Origin of the sequence: Agrobacterium sp. LR_9 (genome assembly GCF_041954855.1) — a bacterium.
GTDB lineage: Bacteria > Pseudomonadota > Alphaproteobacteria > Rhizobiales > Rhizobiaceae > Agrobacterium > Agrobacterium leguminum.
Genome location: NZ_JAVAYA010000019.1, coordinates 21,234 through 36,679, shown reverse-complemented (window position 1 = coordinate 36,679; position 15,446 = coordinate 21,234). Strand labels below are relative to the sequence as shown.

Genomic DNA, 15,446 nt, shown 5'->3' with positions numbered 1-15,446 from the left:
ACCGGCTTTGTCCGCATGGCATTGTCGTTACGCGCCAATGATTTGACGGCGCACCTTGCAGCTTTTCTCCATGACAGTTCCCGAAAGACGCCCATGTTCCAGACCTTCGAAAACAAATCTGCGCCGCAATTTGGCAAGGCCCGCGTCGAGGCGCTGCGCGCCGGTTTCGATGCCCTTGGCATCGACGGTTTTCTGGTGCCGCGCGCCGATGAATATCAGGGGGAATATGTGCCGGAGTGCGCCGAGCGCCTGTCCTGGCTGACGGGCTTTACCGGTTCCGCCGGCATTGCGCTGGTGACGCGCACGGAGGCGGTGGTTTTCGTCGATGGCCGTTATACGACGCAGCTTAAGTCGCAGGTCGATCAATCGGTCTTCAGCGGCGGCGATCTGGTTGGCGCGCCGCCCTCCGTCTGGCTGGCCGAACATGCTCCACAGGGTTTCCGGCTCGGCATCGATCCATGGCTGCACACCGGCGCGGAGTTGAAGCGGCTGGAAAAGGTGCTTGCCGGCAAGGGCGGTTCGGTCGTTCTCCTGGAAAAGAATCCGCTCGATGCCCTTTGGCAGGACCGTCCCTCCGAGCCGCTGGAACCCGTCGTTATCCAGCCCGAGGCCTTTACCGGCAGGCTGGCGAAGGAAAAGATCGCCTCGCTGGCGGAGACGGTCTCGGTAAAAGGCGCGGATGCCCTGCTGGTTACCGATCCATCCTCCATCGCCTGGATTTTCAATGTTCGCGGCAATGACGTGCCGCATACGCCGCACCCGCTCGCCCGCGCCATCATCTATGCCGATGGCAGGGCGGATATTTTTCTCGACAAGCGTAAGACCGGCATCGAGACCGAGGCCTATCTGGCGCAGCTTGCGACACAATTGCCGCCGTCGAAGATCGCTGACCGTCTGCATGCCATTGCCAGCGCCAAGGGCCGCGTCATGGTGGATGCGGATCTGACTCCGGTGGCGCTGACCGGCGCAATCACGGCGGCAGGCGGCTCGCTGATAGAGGAGGCCGATCCCGTTCGCCTGCCGCGCGCGCGCAAGAACAAGGCGGAGCTCGCCGGCTCGGCAGCCGCCCATGTGCAGGATGGCGCGGCCATGGTCGAATATCTCTGCTGGCTGGACCGCCAGCAACCGGGCAGCGTCACCGAAATCGCCGCCGTCAAGGCGCTGGAGGCCGCTCGGGTCAAGGTGGGGCAGGGGCTGCAAAACCCGCTTAAGGACGTGTCTTTCGATACGATTTCAGGCGCCGGCGAACATGCCGCCATCATCCATTACCGCGTCACCACCGATACCGACCGCACACTTGCGGACGGCGAGATGTTCCTCGTCGATTCCGGCGCGCAATATGTCAACGGCACCACGGATATCACCCGTACCGTCGCAATCGGTGCCGTTCCGGAAGAGCAGAAGCGTTTCTTTACACTGGTGCTGAAGGGCATGATCGGCATCAGCACCGCGCGGTTTCCGAAGGGAACGCGCGGTTGCGATCTCGATCCGCTGGCGCGCATTGCGCTCTGGAAGGCGGGAGCGGATTACGCCCATGGCACCGGCCACGGCGTCGGCTCCTATCTTTCGGTGCATGAGGGGCCGCAGCGCATTTCGCGGCTTTCGACGCAGGAGCTTCTGCCCGGCATGATCCTGTCCAACGAGCCGGGTTATTACCGGCCCGGCGCTTTCGGCATCCGCATCGAGAACCTCATCTATGTACGCGAGGCGGAAGAGGTGGCCGGCGGCGACCAGCCGATGTTCTCCTTCGAAACGCTGACCTGGTGCCCCATCGACCGCAGGCTGGTCGTCGCCGCTCTCCTGACCGATGAAGAACTGGACTGGCTGAACGCCTATCACGCCGGGGTTCTGGAGAAGCTTTCTCCCTTGATCACCGACGAGGAGGTTAAGGCGTGGCTCGTTGCCGCGACGAAGCCATTGGAGCGGGTCGCTTAAAGCAGCCCGAAATGCCTGATGGCGATGACGATGGCCCAGCCGACGGCGAGCATCGTCAGGCCGGGAAAGCGCAGGCAGACCAGAAGCGCTGCAACCATGCCGATCTTCACCTCGTATCCGCCTTCGAAAAAGGCGGGTGCGACGAGCGTGGTCAAAACCGCCACGGGAACGGCGTTCAGTCCCGCCTCCATGCGCGGCGGGATGGATTTCATCCGCGTCATCAGCACATAACCGCCGATGCGGGTCAGATAGGTGGCGATGGCGGCGAGCGCGATCAGGATCAGCGTATCGGTGTGCAGCATGTCGCTCATGGCGTTTCCACCCCGCTTTCAGAATTCGGCTTCGGCGGATAGATGACCGCAACGAGAATTCCGGCGACGGCGCCTAGGCTGACATGCCACGGCGAGCCGACGATGTGATAGGCGACCGTTGCGCCAACCGCGCTTGCCAGCATGACAGGGTAGAAATTCTCCCGCTGGCGGAAGCTCAAGACCATGCCCATGAAATAGATCGGCAGCAGTACATCGAGACCGATGGCTTTTGGATCGCCGACCATATTGCCGAGCGATGCGCCGAGAATGGTCATGGCCAGCCACAGCACATAGACCGGCGCTGCAAAGCCCATGTACCAGGAAAAGCCGACCGTGCCGGTATTTTCGTATTTCCTGACCGATTCGGCAAATTGCGGATCGACCAGCACGAAGAAGCCCGCGGCTTTTTGCAGGAAAGACCAGTTCGAGATCATTCGGGCAATGGCGGCCGAATAGAGGATATGGCGGAAATTGACGGCGAAGACGGAAAGAACGATCAGCCAGGGGGCAACCTTCTGGCCGAACAATTCGATACCCACGAGTTGGCTCGCGCCCGCATAGACGGTGCCGCTCATGATCGTGGCCTCGGTGACGCTGAGCCCGTTATCGACTGCGACCGCGCCGAACAGCGCACCGAAGGGGGCGGCGGAGAGGGCGATCGGGAAACCGCTCTTCAATCCCTCGCGAAAATCTGCATTGAACATTTCTGGAAACTCCTTGCCCGCCGCTCTATCGCCGTCCCGCCCGGCTGGCAAACGAATTGCATGAATGGATCGATTGATTCCCTTGAAGCTTCCGTTACGGTAACGCCCCATATGGCCGGTGCCGGACGGATAGTTTCACCGCCGTCCTCCCGTACCCCTCAATAGTCAGACGTTGGAAGATCGATGCTGGAAAAGCAGGAAAAGGCCGCCCTGGCCGCACGTATCCGGGACTATCTTGCCCGGGAGACCGAAGCCGAGATCGGCCATCTGCAGGCGGAAATCTTCGTGGATTTTCTGGCCGAGGAGCTGGGGCATGTTTTTTATAATGAGGGGCTCAGGGATGCGCATGCCGCGATCCTGAGACGCCTTGAGGATGCAGCAGGCGATATCGACGTGCTGGAGAAGCCGAAGCCGCGCTAAACTAGTCCCGCAAAATGTCGCGGCTTTTGAGAATGGCCGCGCCTTTTTCCCGCATCGTCGCAATCGCGGCCTTGATGCCCTGCGGATCGATGCCACGGCTGGCATCTTCGATGAAACGGACATTCACACCGGGCAGCATGTCGAGGGCATCGAGCACCGAGAAACTGACGCAATAATCGGTGGCAAGGCCGCAGACGTCGAGTTGCGTGACACCCTGACGGCTCAGATAGTCGGCCAGTCCCGTCGTCGCGCCCTGATCATTGTCGCGAAAGGCGGAATAGCTGTCGACGGCGGGGTTTTCGCCCTTCTGCTGAATATAATCGAAGGCGTCCGTCTTGAGGTCGGGATGAAATTCCGCATCCGGCGTGCCCTGCACGCAATGGTCCGGCCACATCATCTGCGGTTTGCCGGAGAGTTCGCCCATGTCGAAGGGTTTCTTGCCGGGATGCTGGGAGGCGAAGCTGCCGTGATTTTCCGGGTGCCAGTCCTGCGAGGCGACGATGAGATCGTAGCCGCCATTGTCGATCAGGGCATTGGCGATGGGCACGATCATGTCGCCATCGGCAACGGCCAGATTGCCGCCCGGGCAAAAACCGTTCTGGATATCGATGAGCAGCAGCGCCTTCATGATGTGCCTCCCTTTTCAGGGCAGGATGCCAAGCCGGCTTTAACGGATCAAGCCCCTTTCGACCTCTCCGGCAGGCACGGGTGTTTCGGGCAGGGGGCTTGCCCTGTCGCAGTCCTGCCGCATTTGCAGCAAATTTCCGGCCAAGTCGGAATTTACCTGACAATGCGGCGACGGAAATTTTTTAGGCCGATGACGACCCTTTGAGGGGCATTTCCCGGGAAGATGCGGTGCGGATGCACGCAGTCTCGGCGCAAGTCATTGTTTTGCCTTCGCCTTACAATGCGCAGACCTTAACGAATTATTTTTGCAGGGACTCGTAAACACTTTGGTTACCATAATTCGTCATGCTTCGAACCAGTCAGTTCCGAAACCGGCGTGGTGTTTGCCCGCCCTTCGGATGTCCCTAAATCCCTCCGGCGTCGGCCGGGTGTGCGTGAACGGTTCGAGTAACGAGTATCATGGCGTTTTCTGCTGCGGCCTATAATGGCGCCGGTCTTGCCGGTTCGTCTTCCGTCAAGAGAGGCAAATCCTTTGCGTTCGGCCGAATGTCCGCCCTTCTCGGCGGCGGCGCCTTTGCCGGCCTTTTCGCCTTCGCTGCCTTTGCCTCGCTGCACAGCATGGCCGCCGCTTCGCATGGTGTCGGGCAGTTTGAAAAGACGCTGGTGACGCGATTCGCTTCCACTGAGACGGCAATTGCCCACGCGGCCGCGCGGGATATTCACGTGCGCAAGTTTTCTCGCCTGAGCGACCACAGCCATGGCCAGCAGAAGGCGGTTCGCCTCGCCGGCATCATGCCCGAGATCGGCGCGAAGGAATTCAGTGAGCGCTTCGGCGCGGCTGCCAACGCAAAAGGGCAGGCGACCGTGAAGCAGCTTGCCGCGCTCAAGCCGTCGGCGATCGTCGATTCGGCGCTGGGTCGCACCCCCGAGGTTGCCTATCAGAGCGCCGTTCCGCAGCACCCGGCATTTGAAGTGGCGCTGGCGCGGCCGCAGATCGAGGAAGAGGCAAGCAGCCTGCTGCCCGATGATGTGCCGCTGCCGAGCTTCCGTCCCGAGGTGGCGATGGCTGAGACGGTTGAGCCGTCACCGCGTCCCGCGACATCGTCCAAGACCGAGGGCCATGTTCCCGACGTCGCTTCGGCACCGGCTTTCGATGCGCCGGTTCCCCTTCGCGCGCCTGCGCCGCCGAAGCAGAGCACCGGCGCCATGCTCGCCTTTGCAAAACCTGACAATCCGATGCGTGAGCCGAGCAAGATGGATGCGGTTCCGTGGCCGGATCGCGGCAACGGCACGGCGATCTACGATATTTCCTCCGGCGTGGTGCACATGCCGAATGGCGAGAAGCTCGAAGCGCATTCCGGCATCGGCAAGATGCGCGACAACCCCGATTACGTGCATGTGAGAATGCGCGGTTCGACGCCGCCTTCCAGCTATCGTCTGACGATGCGCGAGGCGCGGTTCCATGGCGTCGAGGCCATTCGCCTGACGCCCGAAAACGGCGTCAACCCGCACGGCCGCGACGGTCTTCTGGCGCATACCTACATGCTGGCGAAACGCGGTGAATCGAATGGCTGCGTGGTATTTCGGGATTACCCGCGCTTCCTTGCGGCCTTCAAGCGCGGCGAAGTCAAGCGCATGGTGGTGGTGCCGAAGTTGAACGGCAACCGGCCGACACTTGCAAGCAGCGGCGGTAAAAGCGGTGGCAAGACCCTGCTCGGCATGTTTTCGCGCGGCAGCGATTCCTGAGCTTTCCGCATTTTTCTGATGTAAAACCGCTGCGCACTTTTGCTGGAAATGCTCTAGCGACCGCGCCGCTGTGTCAGCACCATGCCGGCGAGGATAAGCAGAATGCCGAGTGCGCTTGCCCAGAGTTTCGGCGGATGATCGCCGAAAAGATCGAGAACCACGCCTGAAACCATCTGGCCGCTGATGACCAGAAGGGCGGTATTGACCGCACCGATGCGCGGAATGAGCCAGCTTCCCGAAGCGATGAAGACGACGCCGATCGGCCCGCCGATAAAGGCAAGCCAGGGCGCATCGGCGGCGCCCGGCGGAATGAGGCCGCCGACGATGAGGCCAATGACCGTCAGTACGGCAAAACCGACAATGTGGTTCCAGAACGATGCGATGAGCGGTGAGTTGGACAGGCTGAGACGGCCGTTGATCTGGCGGCTCAGCGCCACGAAGACGCCGCCGGTAAAGGCCATGGCGATCCAGACGATCATGCCGTTCTCCCGACAAGGATGATGAGTGCGCTGCCGCAGAGAATGAGCGCCACCGCCGCCATGTCCCGCAGGTCCGGCTTTCTTTTGGGCAGGCCGAAAAGGCCGAAAAGATCCGCCAGGAGGCTGAAGATCACCTGTCCGCCAAGCCCGAGCGCAATGGTGCCGGAAAGCGCCAGCGGCGAATTGACGGCGGTGGAGGTGAGGATGACGATAGCCGCACCCACGACCCCGCCGCAATAGGCCCAGAGCGGCGCTTTCGGTTTTTCCGCCGCGCCCACTTCTTTCTTCGGGCGCATGATGGCGAGATAGATCAGCGCCGCCACCGTGCCGGTGCCATGCGCCGTCCACGAGGAAAACAGCGCATTGCCGTAATGGGCAAGCTGACCGTTAAAATGCACCATCAATGTCAAAAGGCAGCCGCTGGCGAAGGCGGCGGCAAGATGCAGCGGGTTGAGGCGTGGATGCGTCGTGTCTGTCATGGCGGGCCGGAAAGCTGAAGATGGAGACGAGCTTTAGCCCATATGTGCCTGAAGCGGAATCGAATTGCGCCGGCTCACGGTTTTAGACGACATTATCCTGTGCGTTGCGGAACAAGCGATGCGGCCACGCATTATTCCACCATGAAGAAGACGACGCGCAAACCATTGAACCGGATGACGATTTTCGTCATTTCTATTTTCATTCTCGCAGCCGTGATCGCGGCGGTCTACCTCGTCGGCTTCACGCCCGGCGAAGTATAAGACGGATCGATCAACGACCGGCTGGGGCGGTTTTGCCTTTGCCGCGCTCCATCGCAACGGACACTTTGGCGACTGCGAAGCGAATGCCGCGCAGCAGGAACCGGCTGGTTTCCAGATAGGCGCGATAGGGCAAAACGGTGAAATAGCGCCAGCGCGGCAGGCGGTAGATGCGCAGATTGTTCTGGATCTGGCTTTCCCCATCCGCATCCTGCGTGGCGCAGAGCGGGTAGAGGAAGGCCGCCTTCAGCCCTGCGAGATATTCCAGATCGAATGCGATGTCATAAGCGAGCCGCATGGGGATCAGCTTCGATATCCATTTTCCGGCGCGGCGGTTGACGAGATAGGCTCCCGATCCTTTTTCCCGCGTGATGGCAATGGCGAGCGAACGACCATTGGAAAGCTGGCGGAACGGGAATTTGCGGCCATTGCTGACGGTCGTGAGCCGCAGCAAATCCCAGTCGCCGCCATTCAGCACCGCCTCGTCGATGGCGTTGAGAAAATCATCGTCGAAGACCACGTCATCCTCGAGGATGAGCGCGATATCGGCATCGCCCGCCATGAATTTATTGGCGCAGGCGACATGGCTGAGATAGCAGCCGATTTCCGGCGGCGAGGTGCGGCGGCCATGCATGAGCATGTAGGAAATCTCGCTGAATTCCGGGATGGGGTAATTCAGTTCCCTGCCATTGACGCCGGGGACACGCTCCGCCTTGAGCCCCATGGCATCGAGGCGCGCGGTCATATCCGCGAGGCGTTTGGTGGCGCTATCCATATTGATCAGGAAAACGGCGAGCCTGCGCTGGCTTTTCGGTAATATATGCAACGGTGTCCTCGCCTGTTCCACTTCCCCATTGCAACTCCTTTATTGCAACGGCATGACGCGGGCTACGGAAAAAGCACCCTTCAGGCACTCATGGTTGCCGAATCAGACCTTTTCCACAAATCCGTCTAGCACACGCTTCTGCCCGGCGCGATCGAAGTCGATCGTCAGCTTGTTTCCTTCGATGGCAGAGATGTTGCCATTGCCAAATTTGAGGTGGAAGACGCGGTCGCCAACAAAGAATTTCGATGGCGTGTCGGCGACGGATTTCGCCACCAGTTCGCCGTCGATCGTGCGGGTGCGCGGGCCGCTTTCGCCATAACCGATCCGTTCCACCGCATGGCCGGAGCGGGTGCCCCAATTGTCACGGGTGGCGTCGCTGCGGTTCTGCTGCGCGCGCTTCCAGCCGGGGGTGGAATAGTTGTTTGTGAAAGGATCGGCCTTGTCGAAACGCGACTGACCATAGCCGCCGCGTCCGCCATAACCGCCGTAACTGCTGTCGGATGCCGCGACATCCACATGGGCGGGCGGCAATTCATCGAGGAAACGCGAGGGCAGGGTGGATTGCCACAGCCCGTGAATGCGCCGGTTCGACACGAACCAGATATGGCAGAGCTTCTTGGCGCGGGTGATGCCAACGTAAGCGAGACGGCGTTCTTCTTCCAGACCGGAGCGCCCGCCTTCGTCCAGCGCCCGCTGGTGCGGGAACAGGCCTTCTTCCCAGCCGGGCAGGAAGACGGTGTCGAATTCCAGACCCTTGGCGGAGTGCAGCGTCATGATGGAGACGGCATCGAGATTTTCGTTCTGCTCTGCATCCATGACGAGGGCGACGTGCTCGAGGAATCCGCGCATGCTCTCGAAGGCCTCCATCGAGCGGATGAGTTCCTTCAGGTTCTCAAGCCGTCCGGGCGCTTCGGCCGTCTTGTCGGCCTGCCACATGGCGGTATAGCCGCTTTCGTCGAGAATCTGCTCGGCAAGCGTGGTGTGCTCGGTGTTTTCCAAGAGGCCCTGCCAGCGGCGGAAATCCTGTACCACATCGAACAGCGCCTTGCGCGCCTTCGGTTTCAGCTCGTCGGTCTCGATGATGTCGGCGGCCGCTGCCAGCATCGGAATATCGCGGGCGCGGGCATAGTCGTGCAGGTTACGGATCGTCGTATCGCCAAGACCGCGCTTCGGCGTATTGACGATCCGCTCAAAGGCGAGATCGTCAGCCGGCTGGCAGACAAGGCGGAAATAGGCCATGGCGTCGCGGATTTCGAGGCGCTCATAAAAGCGCGGGCCGCCGATGACGCGGTAATTGAGGCCAAGCGTCACGAAACGGTCTTCGAACTCGCGCATCTGGAAGGAGGCGCGGACGAGGATCGCCATGTCGTTCAGATTATGGTTCTTGCGCTGGAGCTGTTCGATCTCCTCGCCGACCGCACGGGCTTCCTCCTCGGAATCCCAGGCGGCATGCACCACGACCTTTTCGTCATCCGGGCTGCTGCGTTCGGTGAAGAGCGTCTTGCCGAGACGACCCTCATTATGGGCGATCAGATGGCCGGCCGCGCCGAGAATATGCTCGGTGGAGCGGTAGTTGCGCTCGAGCTTGATGACCTTGGCGCCGGGGAAATCCTTGTCGAAGCGGAGGATATTGTCCACTTCCGCACCGCGCCAGCCATAGATCGACTGGTCGTCGTCGCCCACGCAACAGACGTTCTGCGGTTCGCCCTTGGCGCGCTGGGCAAGCAGCCTCAGCCACATATATTGCGCCGTATTGGTGTCCTGATATTCGTCCACCAGAATGTAACGAAACTTCTGGTGATACTCCTTCAGAATATCGGTGTGGCGGCGGAAGATGCTGATGGGATGCATCAGAAGGTCGCCGAAATCGCAGGCGTTCAGCGTTTTCAGGCGGTTCTGATAGGCGGAGTAAAGTTCGCGGCCCTTGCCATTGGCGAAAGCGCGGCTGTCGCCCTCCGGAATGTCCGGCGGCGTCAGGCCCTTATTCTTCCAGCCGTCGATCATGCCGGCGAACTGCTTTGCCGGCCAGCGCTTGTCGTCCAGCCCTTCGGCCTGAATGAGCTGCTTGATCAGCCGCACCACGTCATCCGTATCGAGAATGGTGAAGTCCGATTTCAGGCCGACGAGTTCGGCGTGGCGGCGCAGCAGCTTGACGCCGATGGAGTGGAAGGTGCCGAGCCACGGCATGCCCTCGACAGCGCCGCCGACGAGAACGCCGATACGTTCCTTCATCTCGCGGGCAGCCTTGTTGGTAAAGGTCACGGCAAGAATCTGGCTTGGATAGGCGCGGCCGGTGGCCAGAATATGGGCGATGCGGGTCGTCAGAACACGGGTCTTGCCGGTGCCGGCGCCGGCGAGCACGAGAACGGGTCCGTCCAGCGTTTCCACGGCATCGCGTTGTTCCGGGTTGAGGCCGGAAAGATAGTCGGGCGCAGCACGCGTCTGATCGCGCGCCGCCATGGCGCGGGCGGCAATGCCAAGCCCGCCGCCGCTTTCCGCACCGGCATTGTTCGTTGCCCTGCGCGGTGCGGCGGGTTCCTCATCGAAGAACGGCATATCGTCAAAACTGTTGCTCATGCGGCCCAATGTAGTGATTCGGGATATAAAGGCCAGAACCGTGTTCTGCTTTTATTCCGGTATCAACCGTCAAAACGCCCATTCCAAGGCATTTTTTCGTTTCATATCTGCCTGTCGGCGTCGAAAGCGGCGTCAACGGGCACTTGCAGCGCCACCGCAAGCTGGTTGGTCTTGGCGGCAAGCGCGATGACGCGCAGCAAATCGGCATGCTGCTCTGTCGTCATGCCCTTGGCTTTTGCTGCTGCCGTGTGGGAATGGGCGCAATAGGAGCAGCCATTGGTGACGGAAACGGCGATATAGAGCATTTCCTTCACCACGGGATCGAGCGCCGAAGGTGTCGCCATCACCGCCTTGACCTCACCCCATGTCTTTTCAAGCAGATCGGCATCGAAGGCGAGGTAGAGCCACATATTGTTGATGAAATCCGATTTGCGGGTGGCGCGGATGTCATCGAACACCGCCTTGACGCGCGGGTCGGTTTCCGGGTTTTCGGTCTTCGTCACGGTGCTCATGGCTCCCTCCGGTTATGGCGTATCGAGGGCGCAGATTAGCCCAATGGCGAATATTTGCGACAGGAATGCACGGATGGATTGCAGATTGGCTGCTTCTGGCGGCAATTGCGCCCAAATTACAATTACGTAAGGAACGGATTTGTGCGTTGCCTTGCCTCAGCCAAGCAGGAATACTGCATCTGTCCCGGAACGCAGATTTTCGGGAATGCTTTATGCTGCGCGGATCAACCGGAGAAATATATGCGGGTCTGGAAACAGGTGGGTGTCAGTGTTGCCGTGGTGGGAGCGGGGCTCTGTCTCTGGGGCTTCTATTCGCCCGAAGCCCGCAATGTGCTCGCCAGCATGGGGCTTGGCAAAACGCCTGCCGGCGCCGTCGAGGTTGCCGCCGCTACGCCCGGTTCGGGTCAAAACGCCGGCGGTGCGCGCCGCAACGGCAACGCCACACTGGTGGTGACGGCCCCGGTGAAGAAAGGCACGGTCAATGACCGGCTGAACGCCATCGGTAATGGCGAGGCGATCCAGTCGGTTGTCGTCATGCCGCAGGCTTCCGGCACGCTTTCCGAAATTCGCACGTCGTCCGGCGCACGTGTCGTGAAGGGGCAGGTGCTGGCGCGGCTCGACGACGAGGAGCAGGTGATCGAGCGCGACAAGGCGCAGGTGGCGCTGCGCAGCGCCGTTGAAAAATCCAATTCCTACAAGAACCTGAAATCCGTTTCCCGCCTCGATGTGCTGGATGCGCAGATTGCCGAGGAAGCCGCCAAGCTTGCGCTGAGCACGGCCGAACTCAATCTCAAGCGGCGCGACATCGTTGCGCCGATAGAGGGTGTGGCGGGTATCGTCGCCGCCAATATCGGCGATAACGTCACCACGCAGTCAACCATCGTCAGCATCGATGACCGTTCGGAAATTCTCGTCAATTTCTGGGCTCCCGAGCGGTTCGCAACCGCGATCAAGGTCGGCATGCCGGTGGAGGCCACGTCCATTTCCCGGCCGGGTGAGACCTTCAAGGGCGAGATCGAGGCGGTCGACAACCGCGTCGATGAGGCGAGCCGCACGATCCGTATCCGGGCGAAATTCGGCAATGAAAAGGACGAGCTGAGGGCGGGCATGTCCTTCGGCGTGACCATGCGTTTTGCCGGGGAAACCTATGCCTCGGTCGATCCGCTGGCCGTGCAATGGGATGCGGAAGGCTCTTACGTCTGGCGCGTGGCCGACAATAAATCGAACAAAGTGCGGGTGCAGATCGTGCAACGCAATCCCGATGCCGTTCTCGTCAAGGCGGAGCTGGCGGATGGCGAACCTGTCGTGATCGAGGGCCTTCAGCGTGTGAGGGAAGGCGGCGCGGTCCGCGTTGGCAACCAGCCGAAGCCTGAAGAGGTTGCCAGCCAATGACGACGCAGCCACCCTCCGGGCAGGATTCCAAGCTCGCCTTTACGGCATTGTTCGTGCGCCGGCCGATTCTGGCGGCGGTTCTCAACACGCTGCTGGTCGTTGCCGGCCTTGCAGCGCTGGTGGGCGTTGAAGTGCGTGAACTGCCTGACGTCGACCGGCCGACGATCAGCGTCAGGACCACCTATGAGGGGGCGGCGCCCGAAACCATCGATCAGGAAGTGACGCAGACCATCGAAGGTGCGGTGGCGCGGGTCAGCGGCGTCAAATCCATCTCGTCCAACTCGCAATTCGGCACCAGCCGCGTGACGCTGGAATTCGGCGACAATGTCGATCTGGCGGTTGCCGCCAACGATGTGCGCGACGCCATCGGCCGCGTCACCAATCAGCTGCCTGACGATGCCGACGAACCGCAGATCATCAAGGCAGATTCCGACAGCCAGCCGATCATGCGCCTTGCCGTCACTTCCTCCACGCTCAGCATGGAAGACCTGACCAAGCTTGTGGATGACGAGATCATCGACCGTCTGGCTGCCGTCGACGGCGTGGCCGATGTGGAGCTTTACGGCGATCAGGAAAAGGTTTTCCGGGTCGATCTCAATCAGGCGGCGCTCGCCAGCCGCGGTTTGACGGTGACCGATGTTTCGAACGCGCTTGCCAGCGCAGCCCTCGACGTGCCGGCGGGGTCGCTGAAAAGCACGACGCAGGACATCGTCGTGCGCGCCACCGCCAGCCTGACGAAGCCCGAGGATTTCTCCAATCTCCTGATCAAGAACAATATCCGCCTCAGGGACGTCGCGACCGTCATGCTGGGCGCGGATGATGAATCCACCTCGCTGCGCTCCAACGGCGTGCAGGGTGTCGGTCTCGGTGTCATCCGGCAGGCGCAGTCGAACACGCTCAGCATCTCGACCGGCGTGAAGGCCGCCGTCGACGCCATGTCGGCCAATCTGCCCGAAGGTACGCGTATCGTCGTCACCAGTGACGATGCCGTCTTCATTGAAGGCGCGCTGCATGAGGTCGAGTTGGCGCTCGGTCTCTCGGCGATCATCGTGGTCGTCGTGCTCTATCTCTTCCTGCGCGACTGGCGCGCCACCCTCATCCCGGCAATCACCATGCCGGTGGCGCTGATCGGCACCATTGTCGCCATCTATATGGTCGGCTTTTCGGTCAATATCCTGACTCTGCTTGCCATCGTTCTGGCGACGGGCCTCGTGGTCGATGACGCCATCGTGGTGCTGGAAAATATCGTGCGCCGCCGGGCGGAAGGCATGGGGCCGCGGGCCGCTGCCGTTCTCGGCACGCAGGAAGTCTTTTTCGCGGTCATCGCGACGACGGCGACGCTTGCCGCCGTGTTCATTCCGCTCTCCTTCCTGCCGGGCCAGCTTGGCGGTCTGTTCCGTGAATTCGGTTTCGTGCTGGCCTTCGCGGTGGGCTTGTCCTCCATCGTGGCGCTGACGCTCTGCCCGATGCTGGCCTCGCGCATGCTGAAGGAGGGGTTGAAGGAGCCGACGGGGCCGCTCGCATGGTTCGGCAATGTCTTTGCCTCCACCTACAAAACGACGCTTTCCGCCTGCCTCAACAATCCGCTGATCGTCATCGTCGTGGCGCTGATCTTTTCCGGCCTGTCGTGGATCGCCTTCGGCATGATCCAGAACGAGTTGACGCCGCGCGAGGACCGCGCCTCGATCATGATGCGGGTCACCGCGCCGCAGGGCGTCAGCCTCGAATATACCCGCGACCAGTTGCAGCGGATCGAAGAAAACCTGCAGCCGCTGCGCGACAGCGGTGAAATCCGCAATATTTACTCCATCACCGGCATGAACGGCTCGTCCAATACCGGTTTCATGGTGCTGACGCTTGCGCCCTGGGCAGATCGTGAGCGCACGCAGAACCAGATTGCCGCCGATGTCACTTCCGCCGCCAACAGGGTGCCGGCGCTGCGCGGCAATGCAATGCAGCCGAACAGCCTGCGAATTCGCGGTGCCGGTAACGGCCTGCAGATGGCGATGGTTGGCAGCAACTATGCGGCGCTGACCGAGGCGACGCAGAAATTGCTGCTTTCCATGGAGGAAAGCGGCCTGTTCGATACGCCGCGTTTCGACAATGAACCCAATCAGGCGCAAATCTCCGTCTCCATCGACCGCGAGCGTGCGTCGGATCTCGGCATCGATATCACCGGCCTGTCGCGCGCCATGCAGTCGCTGCTGGAAGGGCGCTCGATTGTCGACGTCTTCGTGGATGGCGATGCGATTCCCGTGCGGCTTTTGTCTTCCACCCGGCCGATCAACGATCCGACCGATCTGGAAAACGTCTTCCTGAAGACGGGCGACGGCAAGATCGTGCCGATGTCGGTCATCGCCACGCTGAAGGAAAATGCGGTTGCGCCGCAGCTCAACCGCGAGCAGCAGCTTCCCTCCGTCGGCTTTACCGCCAATCTCAAGGACGGCGTTTCGCTGGGTGAGGCGCTGCAAAAGGTGAATGAGCTTTCGCAATCCGTCATGCCGGCCGGCGCACGCCTGCTGCCGCTGGGCGAAGCGGCGACGCTCGAGGAAAATTCGAGCGGCATGTTGCTGACCTTCGGTTTTGCCATCGCCATCATCTTCCTCGTGCTTGCTGCGCAGTTCGAAAGCGTGCTGAGCTCGGTCATCATCATGACGACGGTGCCGCTAGGCCTTGCCTGCGCGGTCATCGCGCTGCTCGTTACCGGTTCAAGCCTCAACGTCTATAGCCAGATCGGGCTCGTACTCCTCGTCGGGGTGATGGCGAAAAACGGTATTCTCATCGTGGAATTCGCCAATCATCTGCGCGATCAGGGCGCAACCGTGCGGGAAGCCATTGAAAAGGCCACCAGCATTCGTCTGCGCCCTGTCATGATGACGATGATTGCGACCATTCTCGGCGGTGTTCCGCTGGTGCTGGCGCAGGGTGCTGGCGCGGAAGCGCGCATCGCGCTCGGCTGGGTCATCGTCGGCGGCCTCGGTTTTGCGACGCTGGTGACGCTTTACATCACGCCGGTCTCCTACCTGCTGATCGCCCGCTTCGCGAAACCGCAGGCGGATGAGGAAATCCGTCTTCACCGCGAGCTTGAACTTGCCGCCCGCCGCAAGGCGCTGGAAGAGGACAAGCCGCTGCTGGCGGCGGAATAAAAGCGGTTGCCGCCAAACAGTGTTTGGCGCAATC

13 protein-coding genes are annotated in these 15,446 nt (G+C 61.2%); 5 read left to right on the top strand and 8 right to left on the bottom strand.

The window, feature by feature from the left end:
* Window positions 1-93 precede the first annotated feature (93 nt).
* Window positions 94-1,935 (top strand): aminopeptidase P family protein, encoded by a 1,842-nt coding sequence (locus RAC79_RS19600; RefSeq protein WP_174039482.1) that lies wholly within the window; start codon window positions 94-96, stop codon window positions 1,933-1,935.
* On the opposite strand, the gene RAC79_RS19595 is transcribed toward RAC79_RS19600, so the two are convergent.
* Complete coding sequence (locus tag RAC79_RS19595; RefSeq protein WP_065655824.1) at window positions 1,932-2,246, bottom strand: AzlD family protein; 315 nt, start codon at window positions 2,244-2,246, stop codon at window positions 1,932-1,934. The two genes, RAC79_RS19600 and RAC79_RS19595, sit on opposite strands and share 4 nt — an antisense overlap.
* Window positions 2,243-2,950, bottom strand: a complete 708-nt coding sequence (locus RAC79_RS19590) for an AzlC family ABC transporter permease (RefSeq protein ID WP_065655825.1) — start codon at window positions 2,948-2,950, stop codon at window positions 2,243-2,245. Before RAC79_RS19590 ends, RAC79_RS19595 begins: the two co-directional genes overlap by 4 nt.
* 183 nt (window positions 2,951-3,133) lie before the next feature.
* Between RAC79_RS19590 and RAC79_RS19585 the strand changes: the two genes are divergently transcribed.
* Window positions 3,134-3,370, top strand: coding sequence for a DUF2164 domain-containing protein (locus RAC79_RS19585; protein ID WP_003522348.1), 237 nt, complete (start codon window positions 3,134-3,136; stop codon window positions 3,368-3,370).
* Between the two features lies 1 nt (window position 3,371).
* Here RAC79_RS19585 and pncA read toward each other — a convergent pair whose 3' ends face one another.
* Window positions 3,372-3,998 carry a bifunctional nicotinamidase/pyrazinamidase gene (pncA, locus tag RAC79_RS19580; protein WP_174039481.1) on the bottom strand — a complete coding sequence of 209 codons (627 nt, stop codon included), beginning with the start codon at window positions 3,996-3,998 and terminating at the stop codon, window positions 3,372-3,374.
* Window positions 3,999-4,456: 458 nt separating this feature from the next.
* Between pncA and RAC79_RS19575 the strand changes: the two genes are divergently transcribed.
* A complete protein-coding gene (locus RAC79_RS19575) occupies window positions 4,457-5,743 on the top strand; it encodes a DUF2778 domain-containing protein (protein WP_174039480.1) in 1,287 nt (428 codons plus the stop codon).
* A 53-nt stretch (window positions 5,744-5,796) separates the two neighbouring features.
* On the opposite strand, the gene RAC79_RS19570 is transcribed toward RAC79_RS19575, so the two are convergent.
* The 5 genes from RAC79_RS19570 to RAC79_RS19550 all read right to left on the bottom strand — a co-directional run bounded on the left by RAC79_RS19570 (window position 5,797) and on the right by RAC79_RS19550 (window position 10,874).
* The gene (locus RAC79_RS19570; RefSeq protein WP_078051864.1) at window positions 5,797-6,222 is read right to left on the bottom strand and encodes a DMT family transporter; all 426 of its coding nucleotides are present in this window, start codon (window positions 6,220-6,222) and stop codon (window positions 5,797-5,799) included.
* Entirely contained in the window at window positions 6,219-6,701 is a 483-nt protein-coding gene (locus RAC79_RS19565; protein WP_065655829.1) for a DMT family transporter, read from the bottom strand. The genes RAC79_RS19570 and RAC79_RS19565 overlap by 4 nt, the downstream gene beginning before the upstream one ends.
* Before the next feature lie 271 nt (window positions 6,702-6,972).
* Window positions 6,973-7,785, bottom strand: a complete 813-nt coding sequence (locus tag RAC79_RS19560; protein WP_174039479.1) for a glycosyltransferase family 25 protein — start codon at window positions 7,783-7,785, stop codon at window positions 6,973-6,975.
* 102 nt (window positions 7,786-7,887) lie between these two features.
* Complete coding sequence (locus RAC79_RS19555) at window positions 7,888-10,362, bottom strand: ATP-dependent helicase (protein ID WP_174039478.1); 2,475 nt, start codon at window positions 10,360-10,362, stop codon at window positions 7,888-7,890.
* A 101-nt stretch (window positions 10,363-10,463) separates the two neighbouring features.
* The gene (locus RAC79_RS19550; protein ID WP_174039477.1) at window positions 10,464-10,874 is read right to left on the bottom strand and encodes a carboxymuconolactone decarboxylase family protein; all 411 of its coding nucleotides are present in this window, start codon (window positions 10,872-10,874) and stop codon (window positions 10,464-10,466) included.
* Window positions 10,875-11,114: 240 nt separating this feature from the next.
* Between RAC79_RS19550 and RAC79_RS19545 the strand changes: the two genes are divergently transcribed.
* Together RAC79_RS19545 and RAC79_RS19540 are read left to right on the top strand one after the other, a co-directional pair.
* The gene (locus tag RAC79_RS19545; RefSeq protein ID WP_149740965.1) at window positions 11,115-12,266 is read left to right on the top strand and encodes an efflux RND transporter periplasmic adaptor subunit; all 1,152 of its coding nucleotides are present in this window, start codon (window positions 11,115-11,117) and stop codon (window positions 12,264-12,266) included.
* Window positions 12,263-15,412, top strand: a complete 3,150-nt coding sequence (locus tag RAC79_RS19540; protein ID WP_003522359.1) for an efflux RND transporter permease subunit — start codon at window positions 12,263-12,265, stop codon at window positions 15,410-15,412. The genes RAC79_RS19545 and RAC79_RS19540 overlap by 4 nt, the downstream gene beginning before the upstream one ends.
* The last annotated feature ends 34 nt before the right edge of the window (window positions 15,413-15,446 follow it).